General features: G+C 41.3%; 18 protein-coding genes. 14 read left to right on the forward strand and 4 right to left on the reverse strand.

Annotated elements, in window-relative coordinates:
• Positions 1 to 431: 431 nt before the first annotated feature.
• The 3 genes from NFS18_RS20020 to NFS18_RS18060 all read right to left on the reverse strand — a co-directional run bounded on the left by NFS18_RS20020 (position 432) and on the right by NFS18_RS18060 (position 1,519).
• On the reverse strand, positions 432 to 851 hold the full coding sequence (locus NFS18_RS20020) for a PBECR3 domain-containing polyvalent protein (protein WP_408631566.1): 420 nt from the start codon (positions 849 to 851) through the stop codon (positions 432 to 434).
• An 85-nt stretch (positions 852 to 936) separates the two neighbouring features.
• Entirely contained in the window at positions 937 to 1,155 is a 219-nt protein-coding gene (locus NFS18_RS18055) for a hypothetical protein (RefSeq protein ID WP_251392829.1), read from the reverse strand.
• Positions 1,145 to 1,519 (reverse strand): helix-turn-helix domain-containing protein, encoded by a 375-nt coding sequence (locus NFS18_RS18060; RefSeq protein WP_251392798.1) that lies wholly within the window; start codon positions 1,517 to 1,519, stop codon positions 1,145 to 1,147. Before NFS18_RS18060 ends, NFS18_RS18055 begins: the two co-directional genes overlap by 11 nt.
• Before the next feature lie 198 nt (positions 1,520 to 1,717).
• Here NFS18_RS18060 and NFS18_RS18065 point away from each other — a divergent pair, with 198 nt between their 5' ends.
• Genes NFS18_RS18065 through NFS18_RS18075 form a run of 3 tightly spaced genes read left to right on the forward strand, consistent with a single transcriptional unit; the run spans position 1,718 to position 2,325 of the window.
• Complete coding sequence (locus NFS18_RS18065; RefSeq protein WP_251392799.1) at positions 1,718 to 1,903, forward strand: helix-turn-helix domain-containing protein; 186 nt, start codon at positions 1,718 to 1,720, stop codon at positions 1,901 to 1,903.
• Positions 1,904 to 1,928: 25 nt separating this feature from the next.
• Positions 1,929 to 2,144 carry a hypothetical protein gene (locus tag NFS18_RS18070; protein ID WP_251392801.1) on the forward strand — a complete coding sequence of 72 codons (216 nt, stop codon included), beginning with the start codon at positions 1,929 to 1,931 and terminating at the stop codon, positions 2,142 to 2,144.
• A gap of 34 nt (positions 2,145 to 2,178) precedes the next feature.
• Positions 2,179 to 2,325, forward strand: a complete 147-nt coding sequence (locus tag NFS18_RS18075) for a hypothetical protein (RefSeq protein WP_251392802.1) — start codon at positions 2,179 to 2,181, stop codon at positions 2,323 to 2,325.
• Here NFS18_RS18075 and NFS18_RS18080 read toward each other — a convergent pair.
• Entirely contained in the window at positions 2,322 to 2,480 is a 159-nt protein-coding gene (locus NFS18_RS18080) for a hypothetical protein (RefSeq protein WP_251392804.1), read from the reverse strand. The genes NFS18_RS18075 and NFS18_RS18080 overlap by 4 nt on opposite strands.
• Positions 2,481 to 2,614: 134 nt before the next feature.
• Between NFS18_RS18080 and NFS18_RS18085 the strand changes: the two genes are divergently transcribed.
• The 11 genes from NFS18_RS18085 to NFS18_RS18135 form a co-directional block, all read left to right on the forward strand.
• Positions 2,615 to 2,833: a hypothetical protein gene (locus NFS18_RS18085; RefSeq protein ID WP_251392806.1), complete on the forward strand. Its 219-nt coding sequence runs from the start codon at positions 2,615 to 2,617 to the stop codon at positions 2,831 to 2,833.
• 109 nt (positions 2,834 to 2,942) lie between these two features.
• Positions 2,943 to 3,149: a hypothetical protein gene (locus NFS18_RS18090; RefSeq protein WP_251392808.1), complete on the forward strand. Its 207-nt coding sequence runs from the start codon at positions 2,943 to 2,945 to the stop codon at positions 3,147 to 3,149.
• Positions 3,150 to 3,249: 100 nt separating this feature from the next.
• Complete coding sequence (locus tag NFS18_RS18095) at positions 3,250 to 3,453, forward strand: hypothetical protein (RefSeq protein WP_251392810.1); 204 nt, start codon at positions 3,250 to 3,252, stop codon at positions 3,451 to 3,453.
• A 12-nt stretch (positions 3,454 to 3,465) separates the two neighbouring features.
• Positions 3,466 to 4,761 carry an AAA family ATPase gene (locus tag NFS18_RS18100; RefSeq protein ID WP_251392812.1) on the forward strand — a complete coding sequence of 432 codons (1,296 nt, stop codon included), beginning with the start codon at positions 3,466 to 3,468 and terminating at the stop codon, positions 4,759 to 4,761.
• The gene (locus tag NFS18_RS18105) at positions 4,761 to 5,888 is read left to right on the forward strand and encodes an ATP-binding protein (RefSeq protein WP_251392815.1); all 1,128 of its coding nucleotides are present in this window, start codon (positions 4,761 to 4,763) and stop codon (positions 5,886 to 5,888) included. The genes NFS18_RS18100 and NFS18_RS18105 overlap by 1 nt, the downstream gene beginning before the upstream one ends.
• Positions 5,889 to 5,918: 30 nt before the next feature.
• Positions 5,919 to 6,359 (forward strand): hypothetical protein, encoded by a 441-nt coding sequence (locus NFS18_RS18110; protein WP_251392817.1) that lies wholly within the window; start codon positions 5,919 to 5,921, stop codon positions 6,357 to 6,359.
• Entirely contained in the window at positions 6,359 to 7,948 is a 1,590-nt protein-coding gene (locus tag NFS18_RS18115; RefSeq protein ID WP_251392822.1) for a DEAD/DEAH box helicase, read from the forward strand. Before NFS18_RS18110 ends, NFS18_RS18115 begins: the two co-directional genes overlap by 1 nt.
• Before the next feature lie 2 nt (positions 7,949 to 7,950).
• Positions 7,951 to 10,188: an AAA family ATPase gene (locus NFS18_RS18120; protein ID WP_251392824.1), complete on the forward strand. Its 2,238-nt coding sequence runs from the start codon at positions 7,951 to 7,953 to the stop codon at positions 10,186 to 10,188.
• 303 nt (positions 10,189 to 10,491) lie between these two features.
• A complete protein-coding gene (locus NFS18_RS18125; RefSeq protein WP_251392826.1) occupies positions 10,492 to 10,884 on the forward strand; it encodes a RusA family crossover junction endodeoxyribonuclease in 393 nt (130 codons plus the stop codon).
• Between the two features lie 44 nt (positions 10,885 to 10,928).
• Complete coding sequence (locus tag NFS18_RS18130) at positions 10,929 to 11,108, forward strand: hypothetical protein (RefSeq protein WP_251392827.1); 180 nt, start codon at positions 10,929 to 10,931, stop codon at positions 11,106 to 11,108.
• 118 nt (positions 11,109 to 11,226) lie between these two features.
• A partial coding sequence (locus tag NFS18_RS18135) for a phosphoadenosine phosphosulfate reductase family protein (protein ID WP_251392828.1) occupies positions 11,227 to 11,981 on the forward strand: 755 nt, incomplete at its 3' end.

The raw sequence follows: 11,981 nt of genomic DNA on the forward strand, positions 1-11,981 counted from the left end.
GCGCTGGGGCGGCTATTTTTGTATAAAAAACAAAAGGTGCTTCCGCAATGGAAACACCTTTGATTGTAAATTGAATCACAAGCTGGGCGGCGTATCCAGCATCTCAGGTACTCTTGCGAGTGTGTCGGGAGCCTTTCCGACCTTTGCGGTTCAATTTATTGTATTCCCATTATAGAGTAGAATACGTAAAAGACCCCGTATTTCTACGAGGTCTGATTTGATGCCCTATAGGCTATATGTCTTTTATACTGCCGGTTAACGGCGGAGTTTATCATGAAAGATAAGTTATTCAGTCGGGTGGCAATCCGACATCTCTTTAAGACCACTGGGGCGTGATAGCTGCCTGTTCTATCCTTGAATAACTTATCTTCATAGACATAGTATTGTCTGTCTGTATAGATATATTACACCTTGACAGAAAATTTGTCAAATCAGACTTTCCAAGCTCGTCCTTGTTTTATGTAATTGTATAGTTGTGATTCACGCAAAGGGTACATCGTTCTGTATGCTAACCGCCCGTTAGTGGATAAGCGGACAGCAACAGATACATGGTCGGTGAACCGACAAATAAAAGAAATACTGTCCTTGTTTGGATGAATGCTGACAAATTCGGGATTGCGTATAATGTCGGGAATTTGTTCAAAACATAGTTCGTATTCTTCATCCGACACAAAATCTTTTCTATGGCGCTCGGTATGTTTAATACGGTCTTTCCAAAAGAGAATGTCAGTGTCGGAATAAAGTATATTTGAAAAATCGGGACATTTCTCAATTATAAAGTCTACGATTTCTGGTCTTATACGTCCAATCGAAATGAAATTGAATCCGTTATCAAATAAGTCAGTACTCAATTTAGAAACCTCTTTTATTGTCGATCACCCCTCTTCTTTTGTAATTGTGCCGAGAAAACACCACTTTATATAATCCCATATTGGGTTATACCATATCATGTGCATAAGATTCTATCTCTTGAACATTTGATTGTTCAAAATCGCGGTTCATTATATGTTGAAACGCATGTTTGATCGCTTTGAGTCTTTTACTCTCACATAAGTTACTGTTTACAAAGATAGTAAAAGAACCATCTTCATTTTCTGTAACCACTTCATTCACGTTCATGTCGTTAATGAAGAAAATTTGATAATCAAAATTCATTTTCACCACGTTCTTTCCTTTTCAATGCCATAAGCATATCATAAGTTGTTTTTAAATCTTCTGGTGTAGCATCCTGAGCAGCATCGAACAGTACACGTAAATCTTTGTTTTCAAATAACTTTTGTGCCATTTCAGCAGTTTCCTCGTTTATGTAATATTTATCACCTTCCTTTTCTTCTCCAGTCATTAAGTAGTCAATTGTGACATCGAAATAATCAGCAATTTTTTGAAGTTTTTCATCTTTTGGTTTGCTTCTTCCATTCTTCCAATCTGAAAATGTGGATTTGGTAATTCCTGTTGCTTTGGCAATATTGGCATCCTTCAGTCCTTTTGCGTCTCTTAACTTGCAATAAATCTCATACATAATACACCTCGAAAAAAATTCTGAATTCCGTATAAAAATGTATTGACAAGTTCTGAAATCCGCACTATAATAAATTTGTAAAGTTCGGAAATCAAAACAGAATTAATATTTAATTCGCTGTCAATGTATCTGGTAAATATATTGTATCTGATTTCCGAACTAAAATCAATAGAAAATTCGGAAATGAGGTGGTTTTTAATGTATGAAAAATATGCAAGTATTCGAGATGAGCGAAAACTAACGGATTATCGTGTATCTGTTGATACTGGAATTACGAAATCTACATTTTCAGATTGGAAATCTGGTCGTAGTACTCCTAAAACGGATAAACTTGCAGTTCTTGCAAAATATTTTGATGTTCCTATTGAATACTTCATAGAGTAGCATATCACATCAGGTGTCCAACAATATGGACATCCAGATGGAAAGTGAGGTGAGAGAAATGGTCGAAAGAAAGAAACTTAAATCTCTAGAAATCGATCTTGAGAAAAATATTTATAAACTGAATGGAGAAGACATGGAATTTGTTTCTCGGATTGATATCAGCTACAACAATGGGGAATGGACAATGTTTTTAACTAGAGATGAGATTTATGCACAAACAGTGCCCAAGAAAACTACTTAATTCCAGAAGAGAAAGCAGGATAGGGGGTGAGAGAGTGTTTGAAGTTAGTAAGGTAGATAAGGTTATTGAAGAAATATGCGTTCGAATAATAACAGATTCAGAAAAAGAAGATGGAAAAGTATTAGCTGAGGAAATAAAGGCTCTGGCAGAACTAGTATCCGCCAGAGCAAAATATAACTAGTCTTCATTTTTGTTAAGCTCTACTAACTTGTTGTAGATTTCCTGCATAAATTCAGCGGTTTCTTCACCGCTAATTTGGCTTGTGGGCGTATCAGCGATGGAGAGTTTAGCAACAGTAATCTCAACAACTTTTTCAATTAAAGTACTATTTCGCATTATGTAATTCTCCTTTCTTTCGTACTCGGCATGGCAGATGCCTGTATGTAAAGTATAGGGGATTCATCAGAGAAATTCAATAGAACAGGCTACCTGTTCAAGACAGGTGAAAAGAGTAAGGGAGGTGAGACAGCATGTCAGAGATTTTGAATACAGCAACAAAAATCGCAAAAGTCATCCGGTGTGACCCACAGGAAGTGAGGCACAAGATGCGGACAGGCAAGTGGAAGTTTGGCAGGGTGATACGTCCGGGTACAAAAGGCGGACTGTACCAATACGAGGCAACGATTAACGAGGTGGCGAAGTACATTGATATCAGCCGTGAAGAGGCGGAGAGGAGACTGGCAGAGTGACAGACAGAAAACTGATAGTGTGCCTGGCTAAACTGTCCCTGATTTTCATCGGGATGGTGGCGGTTTATATTGCACAGGCTGGACCGGTATGGTAGTGGGAGGTGGAGACATGGACGAGAAGACGATTGAAAAGAAACTCCGGCTTTACATAGAAAAAACAAAGGAAGAGGCGGAGACAGAAGGTTATGTATCATTAGGATGGCAGCAGTGGATATTTGGGGCGATTGACTTTGCGGAGAGCGCAGGTCTTATAAGCAGGGAGGTTTATTTGGAACTGAATGGGGATTACTGGAAGATGGTGGAAAGGAAAGAATGAAAAGAGAAGAATGAAAAGAGTACCCACATGAGCCGGCAAGCTCGGGTACTCAGATAATTACGCAATTAAAGTATAGAAGATTTTGAAGGATTTGTAAAGTATGGAAAATAAACAGAAAATATGCGGGCTTCTGCTTCCGGCGCTGCAGGAGACCAGGGGTCTGAATGACCTGGTAGACCTGGAGTATGTGCCGGAACAGGATATTGTGCTTGCAACATTTGCGTCCGGGGCAGTAAAGGGGATAAATGTGGCGATGGATTCTGGGATGGCAATGATCATGGATATAATCAAACATGTACGGTGAGGTGGATGAGTGATGGGATGTATTAAAATCAATAAGTTAGAAATTGAGAATGTAAAAAGAATAAAAGCGGTAAAAATTGAGCCGACTGCGAATGGGCTGACAATTGTAGGCGGAAACAATAACCAGGGGAAGACCTCTGTTTTAGATTCAATTGCATGGGCTCTTGGCGGTGAGAAATACCGTCCGACAGAAGCCCAAAGACAAGGGTCTGTAATACCTCCAAATTTACGTGTTGTAATGGATAACGGTCTTGTGGTAGAGCGTAAAGGGAAAAACAGCAGTTTAAAAGTTACAGATCCAGAGGGCAATAAAGGTGGACAGCAGCTTTTAAATGAATTCGTAGAACAACTTGCGATAGACCTTCCTAAATTTATGGAGTCCACAGGGAAAGAGAAAGCGCAGATATTATTGAAGATTATTGGAGTAGGGGACCAGCTTGCTGTTTTAGAAAAAGAAGAGCAGGAATTGTATAACAGGAGGCTTGCGATTGGTCAAATTGCAAGCCAGAAAGAAAAGTTTGCGAAAGAACAGGCATATCATCCAGATGCCCCCAAGGATTTAATTTCTCCTTCAGAATTGATAAAACAGCAGCAAGAAATTCTTGCAAAAAATGGCGAGAATCAGAGAAAGCGTGATCAGGCAGAAAAGTACCGAAAAGATGTGGATTTCCTAAAGCAGGAAGTGGAGGCAATGCGCCAGCAGCTTATGGAAAAGGAAAATAGATTAAAGGAAGCAGAGGAAAATCTGCGGATTGCAAAAATGAACGCAATGGATCTGCAGGATGAATCTACAGCAGAGTTAGAAGAAAGTATTGCAAATATTGAAGAGATTAACCGAAAAGTGCGGGCAAACCTGGATAAGGAAAAAGCGGAAGAGGATGCCCTGGAATATAAAAACCAATATAGTGCACTTACAAAAAAAATCAATGATAAACGTCAGGCAAAGACAGATTTATTAAATGCAGCAGAACTTCCTTTACCGGAATTATCTGTAAAAGACGGTGAATTGATTTACAAAGGCCAAAAGTGGGACAACATGTCTGGCTCTGACCGTATGAAAGTTTCCACAGCTATTGTCCGTAAATTAAATCCGAAATGCGGATTTGTTTTACTTGATAAGTTAGAACAAATGGACATGCAGACTCTACAGGAATTTGGGCAGTGGCTTGAACAGGAAGGATTACAGGCAATTGCAACAAGAGTTAGCACAGGAGATGAGTGCTCGATCATCATCGAAGATGGTTATGTGGCGGGACAGTCAGCGGAGAAATCCACAGATTCACCGAAATGGAAGGCAGGTGCATTTTAATGCAGATTACAAGAGGAAAGATACCATGCGCAAAAAAAGTGGTTTGCTATGGTCCTGAGGGAATTGGAAAGAGCACTTTTGCTTCCCAATTTCCAGATCCGGTATTTATAGATACAGAAGGCAGTACAAAAGATATGGATGTTGCGAGGCTGCCAAAGCCAAGCAGCTGGCAGATGCTGCTTGAAGAAATCGATTATGTGAAGAATCATCCAGAAGAGTGTAAGACACTCGTAATCGATACCCTAGACTGGGCAGAGCATCTCTGCGTGGATTTTATCTGCGCAAAGCATGATAAATCTGGAATTGAAGACTTCGGATATGGAAATGGCTATGTTTATGCCAAAGAAGAATTCGGACGATTTTTGAACCGGTTGGAAGATGTTGTTGAGAAAGGTATTAATGTGGTGCTGACTGCACATGCGCAGATCCGGAAATTTGAGCAGCCGGATGAAATGGGTGCGTATGACCGATATGAGTTGAAACTTGGAAAAAAGACGCAGTCACAGACTTCTCCGTTAGTAAAAGAGTGGTCGGACATGCTGCTGTTTGCAAAATATAAAACATATTCTGTGGCGGCAGATGATAAAGGGAAGAAACACAAGGCACAGGGAGGAAGGCGTGTGATGTATACAAGCCATCACCCGTGCTGGGATGCGAAGAACCGTTATGGGTTAGAGGACGAACTTTCATTTAACTATTCAGAAATTGCACATATTATTTCATCCAATAAGCAGGGGAGTGTTCCGGTAAAAGAATACACGAAGGAAGAGAAGCAACAGGATTTTATGAATATTCCTGATGGAGTTCCAGAACAATTGGAATTTGATACAAGTCCGGAAGAGAAGGCTGAACCAAAGAAAACGGAACAAAAAGCCTCCGGAGTTCCAAAAGATAGTGTTTTTCATGTGAGTGAAAAGATTCCGAAAGCACTGAGGGATTTAATGGAAGATAAATTGGTGTCAGAGGAAGAGATACAGAAAGTAGTTGCTGACAGAGGATATTATCCACAGAAAACGCCGATTGAGAATTATGATCCGGATTTTATTTCCGGAGTGCTTGTCGGTGCATGGGCGCAGGTGTACGGCATGATCCAGAAACTGCGAGAAACATATGAAGTACCATTTTAATAATTAAGAAAGAGAAAGGATTTTAGAGTTATGGGCGAAATGGACAGGGAATTTGGTTGGGAAGATGAGATTGAAAAAGACAGTAATTTTGTAGAGTTACCAGCAGGAGATTATGATTTTGTAATTGATCACTATGAGAGGGCACGTTCACAGGGGAGCGAGAAGATTCCGGCAAGTAATATGGCAGTAGTATTTTTTAATGTAACAGGAGCAAATGGAGAAGTAGCAACAATCAGGGAAAATTTTATTCTTCACTCTAAAATGGAATGGAAATTGTCAGAGTTGTTTTGTGGAGTTGGATTAAAGAAAAAAGGAGAGAAGTTGAAAATGAATTGGAATGCGCTCCCGGGATTAAAAGGGCGTGCGCAGATTACGCTTGATGCAGATAAAAAAGACGATAGCAAAAAGTACAATCATATCAAGAAGATTTATCCGTATCCGGAAAAAGAATTCAAGGCAGGTGAATTCTAATGGAACTCAGGCCTTACCAGCAGGAAGCGAAGGATTCCATTTTTGAACAGTGGGAGAATGGAATAAAAAAAACACTTTTAGTGCTTCCAACTGGATGTGGAAAAACGATTGTATTTGCAAAAGTGACGGAGCAGTGTGTGCAGAATGGGGACAGGGTCCTTATTCTGGCACACAGAGGTGAGCTTCTGGAACAGGCTGCGGATAAGATAGGCAAATCAACAGGACTTGGCTGTTCAACTGAAAAAGCAGAGGAATCCTGTCTCGGAAGTTGGTTCCGCATTACTGTTGGTTCTGTACAATCTATGATGCGGGAAAGCCGACTCAGCCGGTTCCCGGAAGATTATTTCAACACAATCATCATTGACGAAGCGCATCATTGCATCTCGAACAGCTATCAACGCGTGCTGCAGCATTTTCCAGATGCAAAAGTGCTAGGTGTAACCGCAACACCGGACAGAGGGGATATGAAAAATCTTGGAACTGTATTTGAAAGCCTGGCTTATGAATATTCTCTTCCCAAAGCTATCAAGGAAGGATATTTGTCTCCGATCAAGGCAGTTACCATTCCCCTTACCATGGACTTGACCAGAGTGGGGACGCAGGCAGGGGACTTCAAGGCAGGGGACTTGGGGACTGCATTGGATCCATATCTTAAAAATATCGCAGAAGAAATGAAAGAGTACTGCGCAGATAAGAAAACAGTTGTATTTCTGCCACTTGTTAAAACCAGCAAAAAATTTTGTGATATCTTAAATAAGAATGGATTTCGGGCAGCTGAGGTAAATGGAGACAGCCAAGACCGTGCAGAAATCTTAGAAGATTTTGAAAACGATAAGTACAATGTGCTTTGTAATTCGATGTTACTTACAGAAGGCTGGGATTGTCCGAGTGTTGACTGTATTGTAGTACTCCGTCCGACAAAAGTGCGGAGTCTGTATTGCCAGATGGTAGGCCGCGGAACCAGACTTTCGCCGGAGACAGGAAAAGACCATCTTTTATTACTGGATTTTTTATGGCATACAGAACGGCATGAATTATGCCATCCGGCACATTTAATCTGCGAAAGTGAAGATATAGCACAAAAGATGACAGAGAATCTGGAAAAAGAAGCTGGTTGTCCAATGGATATTGAAGAGGCAGAGAAAGAAGCCGCTGAAGATGTCATTTCACAACGAGAAGAAGCATTGGCAAAACAGTTGGATGAAATGAAGAAACGAAAACGAAAGCTAGTAGATCCGTTACAGTTTGAAATGAGTATCCAGGCAGAAGATCTTGCTGGGTATGTTCCGGCTTTCGGATGGGAGATGGCGCCGCCGTCTGATAAACAGAAAAAGACCTTGGAGAAGCTTGGAATTCTTCCAGATGCAATTGAGAACGCAGGGAAGGCAGCAAAGATTCTTGACAGGCTGGACAAGCGCAGAAGCGAGGGGCTTACAACTCCAAAGCAGATTCGTTTTTTAGAAAGAAAAGGTTTTAAACATGTTGGTACGTGGCAGTTTGATACTGCAAAGAAATTGATTGACCGGATTGCAGGTAATGGCTGGAAAATACCAGCAGACATCCGTCCATCAGAGTATAGAGGAGCATAAAAATGACACAGCGAACTGGATTATTGGAGATTCTTGAATATGTTCATCCGGCGGAACTGGATTATCAGGAGTGGGTAAATGTCGGTATGGCATTAAAGCACGAGGGGTATACAGCATCTGATTGGGATGAATGGAGCAGGCGTGACAGTGCAAGATACCATTCGGGAGAATGTTTCCGTAAATGGACCAGTTTCAATGGTTCTTCGCTTCCGGTTACTGGCGGAACAATCGTACAGATGGCACTTGAAAGAGGCTGGGTCCAGGAGCGTGATCCGGGGCATGAGCTTGGTTGGGATGATTCCATAGGTGAAAAGGATGATCTGGTCGTTGTAGATAATGGCTGGCTGGAGGGTAAAGAAATACGGGAACCAAAAGATTGGAATCCTGTCCGTGAAATCACAGCATATTTAGAAACGCTTTTTGAATCAGGAGAAAACGTTGGTTATGTGACAGGAAGCTGGCAAAAGACAGACGATAAGGGGACAAAATGGCTTCCGCAAAAAGGAAGCTGGGACAGAACAGCAGGACAATTAATTGAACAACTCAATAATTGCAAAGGAGATATTGGCGCTGTACTTGGTGATTACAATAGAGATGCTGGAGCGTGGGTAAGATTTAATCCGTTAGATGGAAATGGATGTAAGAATGAGAATGTAACAGAGTTCCGATATGCACTTGTGGAATCAGATAATATGGAAGTTGACCGGCAGAATGCCATTATCAGGGAATTGGAGCTGCCTGTGGCATGTCTTGTATTCTCAGGGAAAAAGAGTCTGCATGCAATCGTAAAAATTGATGCTGCAGACTATAACGAATATAGGAAAAAAGTTGATTATCTATATAAAATTTGCCAGAAGAATGGCTTGAAAGTAGATACTCAGAATAAGAACCCATCCAGGCTTTCAAGACTCCCCGGGATTGAGCGGAATGGAAAAAAACAGTTTATTGTGGACACGAACATAGGAAAAGAATCGTGGAAAGAATGGCAGGAATGGATTGAAGGCGTGAATGATGATCTTCCGGAACCGGAAGGACTGGAAAATGTCTGGGACAATCTTCCGGAGTTGTCCCCATGCCTTATTGATGGCATTTTAAGAAAAGGGCATAAGATGCTGATTGCAGGACCTTCCAAAGCTGGGAAATCATTTTTGCAGATAGAATTGTGCGTGTCTATTGCAGAAGGTAAAGAATGGCTTGGATGGAAGTGCGCACAAGGCAGGGTTCTGTATGTAAATCTGGAGCTTGACCGGGCGAGCTGTTTGCACCGGTTCAAAGATGTGTATGACGCATTTAGACTAGAACCGCACAACCTTAAGAACATTGATATCTGGAATCTTAGAGGGAAATCAGTACCTATGGACAAGCTGGCCCCTAAGCTGATTCGCCGCGCAGCAAAAAAAGAATATGTAGCTATTATCATTGATCCAATTTATAAAGTTATTACTGGTGACGAGAACAGTGCTGATCAAATGGCGAAATTCTGCAATCAATTTGATAAGGTTTGTACGGAACTTGGATGTGCAGTGATTTACTGCCATCATCACAGTAAAGGAAGCCAGGGGGGAAAGAAGTCTATGGATAGGGCTTCAGGTTCGGGTGTATTCGCAAGGGATCCGGATGCACTGCTGGATCTGATTGAATTAGAGCCAACAGATGCGCTTCTGAAACAAGAAGAAAATAAGGCAGCTTGCGCAGTCTGTATAGATCTGCTTAAGAGATATGGATATGGGCACGTTATAGAAGATGATTTATCCCAGGACGATTTATGCAGCAGTACTGAACTGATAGCGTACTGTAATAAGACTATGAAACCTCTTGAATTTAAGATGTTAAATGATCGGATTGAAGATGCTTGCAAAGCTGTGAGAGCACGTACAGCGTGGAGAATTGACGGTACTTTAAGGGAGTTCAAGAAGTTTGATCCAGTTAATCTATGGTTTGATTATCCGATCCACAGGGAGGATAAATCAGGCATGTTGCAAGATATCCAGCCAGAGGATGGTCAGCCGGCATGGAAGAAGGCAGCTTCTAAAAACAAAAAGAATGCACAAGACCGAAAAGCAGACCGGAAACAGGCACTTCAAGATGCTATTGACGGAAGTAATTTTGGAGATGATCCAAGCGTAAAAGAAGTTGCAGAGTATCTTGGGGTATCTGAAAGGACAGTCCGGGATCGGATAAAAGAGCATGGCGGCTATATTATCAAAGATGGAAATGTATATAAAAAGGAAAATAAATAATTGCACGGGGGAAACAGAAGACATGTCTTTCCCGTAGGTAGGAAAATGACGGGGGAAACAGAAGACATGTCTTTCCCGTAGGTAGGAAAATGACGGGGAAGACATAAAAACATGACATCCCCGTAGTGCGGGGAAGACACTATATATAAATATATAAATTTTCCCCGCATTCGCGTGGTCACGGGGGTAGGAGAGGGACGGGCCTTAAGTGAGCCCGGCCCCGTCTCCCTTCCCCCTCCCCGATGACAGGGCGCACATTAAAAAAGAAAATGAATAATTTCATGCGTTAAAGAGGTGAAGTGAATGGGGTTAAATTTTTTTATGGTTATGAAGCCGCCGACATGCACGCATCAGGAAAAAAAAGTACATGTGGTCAATGGACATCCGGTCTTTTATGAACCGGATGAATTAAAAGCAGCAAGGCAGAAGCTGACGGCCCATCTCGGAAAATACGTACCAGAAGAACCGTTTAACTGTGGAGTGAGGCTAATTGTGAAATGGTGTTTCCCGAGGGGAAGGCATCAAAATGGAGAGTATCGGATCAGTAAACCAGATACAGATAATCTGCAGAAACTTTTAAAGGACTGTATGACGCAAGTCGGTTTCTGGGATGATGATGCACAAGTAGCATCAGAGATTACAGAAAAGTTCTGGGCGGACGTTCCGGGAATCTATATCTGCATTGAAAAGTTATGATGGGATTTTTAGAAGCAGCAAGGTTGTTTCAGGATTGTTGGCACTTGTATCGAAAATACTTTGGAAAAGATATGGGGCAAAAAGAATGGGATGTTTTTGTGGAGACAACGGATGAGTTATACCAGAAATATAACAAGGCAGAATTTGCAAAAGACATATTGCTGGCAGTAGAAAAAGAAGTTGAAAAAATGCAGAAGAATGGGAAGCTCGGAACTCCATCTTGAAATTTGCCAACCAGTTCCACCGTGTTAATGAATGCGGGGTGTTGGAGGAAATAAAACTGAACAGTGGAGAGGGCGGGGCTGTCTCATCTGAATAATAAATTGTGAATTGGTGACAACGATGGATAAAGAACAAAAAGCAATTGAGCGAATTAAATTAGCATCAGAAATGAGCATACACCACTATGGGAAACCGCTTGTCTGCACATACAGTGGTGGCAAAGACAGTGATGTAATACTGGAATTATTTAAACGTTCCGGTGTCCCATTCGAGGTACATAACAGCCATACAACAGCAGATGCACCGCAAACGGTCAGGCATATAAGGGATGTATTCAAACAATTAGAACTGGATGGGATCAAATGTGGGATTGAAATGCCCGTATATGAAGGGAAACCAACAAGCATGTGGAAGCTGATTCCACAAAAGATGATGCCGCCGACAAGAGTTGCAAGGTATTGCTGCTCTGTTTTGAAAGAAACTGGATGTGCAAACAGATATATTGCTACTGGAGTGCGTTGGGATGAAAGTACAGCCAGATCCGGAAGGGGAGAATTTGAAAAAATCGGACATACAAAAAAAGAAGAAGAGAAGTTTAGTACAGTAATGCTGATGAATGACAATGTTTCCTATAGGCGGATGACAGAGTTATGCATGAAGCAAAAAAAAATGGTGGTAAATCCGATTATAGACTGGACACACTCAGATATTTGGGAGTTTATACATTCTGAGCACATAGAAACTTGCGAATTGTATCAATGTGGATATAACCGGGTTGGGTGTATTGGCTGCCCGATGGCAGGAAAAAAACGCTGGAAAGAATTTTCGGATTTCCCGAAATATAAGCAGATATATATCCATGCATTTGAAAGGAT

Origin of the sequence: Mediterraneibacter agrestimuris, assembly GCF_943193195.1 — a bacterium.
Taxonomy (GTDB): Bacteria; Bacillota; Clostridia; order Lachnospirales; family Lachnospiraceae; genus Schaedlerella; species Schaedlerella agrestimuris.

Coding starts and splice junctions, on each gene's coding strand:
- NFS18_RS18100 (WP_251392812.1), top strand. CDS start 3,466: ATGGGATGTATTAAAATCAATAAGTTAGAAATTGAGAATGTAAAAAGA.
- NFS18_RS18065 (WP_251392799.1), top strand. CDS start 1,718: ATGTATGAAAAATATGCAAGTATTCGAGATGAGCGAAAACTAACGGAT.
- NFS18_RS18085 (WP_251392806.1), top strand. CDS start 2,615: ATGTCAGAGATTTTGAATACAGCAACAAAAATCGCAAAAGTCATCCGG.
- NFS18_RS18060 (WP_251392798.1), bottom strand. CDS start 1,519: ATGTATGAGATTTATTGCAAGTTAAGAGACGCAAAAGGACTGAAGGAT.
- NFS18_RS18125 (WP_251392826.1), top strand. CDS start 10,492: ATGGGGTTAAATTTTTTTATGGTTATGAAGCCGCCGACATGCACGCAT.
- NFS18_RS18070 (WP_251392801.1), top strand. CDS start 1,929: ATGGACATCCAGATGGAAAGTGAGGTGAGAGAAATGGTCGAAAGAAAG.
- NFS18_RS18115 (WP_251392822.1), top strand. CDS start 6,359: ATGGAACTCAGGCCTTACCAGCAGGAAGCGAAGGATTCCATTTTTGAA.
- NFS18_RS18055 (WP_251392829.1), bottom strand. CDS start 1,155: ATGAATTTTGATTATCAAATTTTCTTCATTAACGACATGAACGTGAAT.
- NFS18_RS18080 (WP_251392804.1), bottom strand. CDS start 2,480: ATGCGAAATAGTACTTTAATTGAAAAAGTTGTTGAGATTACTGTTGCT.
- NFS18_RS18110 (WP_251392817.1), top strand. CDS start 5,919: ATGGGCGAAATGGACAGGGAATTTGGTTGGGAAGATGAGATTGAAAAA.
- NFS18_RS18120 (WP_251392824.1), top strand. CDS start 7,951: ATGACACAGCGAACTGGATTATTGGAGATTCTTGAATATGTTCATCCG.
- NFS18_RS18090 (WP_251392808.1), top strand. CDS start 2,943: ATGGACGAGAAGACGATTGAAAAGAAACTCCGGCTTTACATAGAAAAA.
- NFS18_RS18095 (WP_251392810.1), top strand. CDS start 3,250: ATGGAAAATAAACAGAAAATATGCGGGCTTCTGCTTCCGGCGCTGCAG.
- NFS18_RS18105 (WP_251392815.1), top strand. CDS start 4,761: ATGCAGATTACAAGAGGAAAGATACCATGCGCAAAAAAAGTGGTTTGC.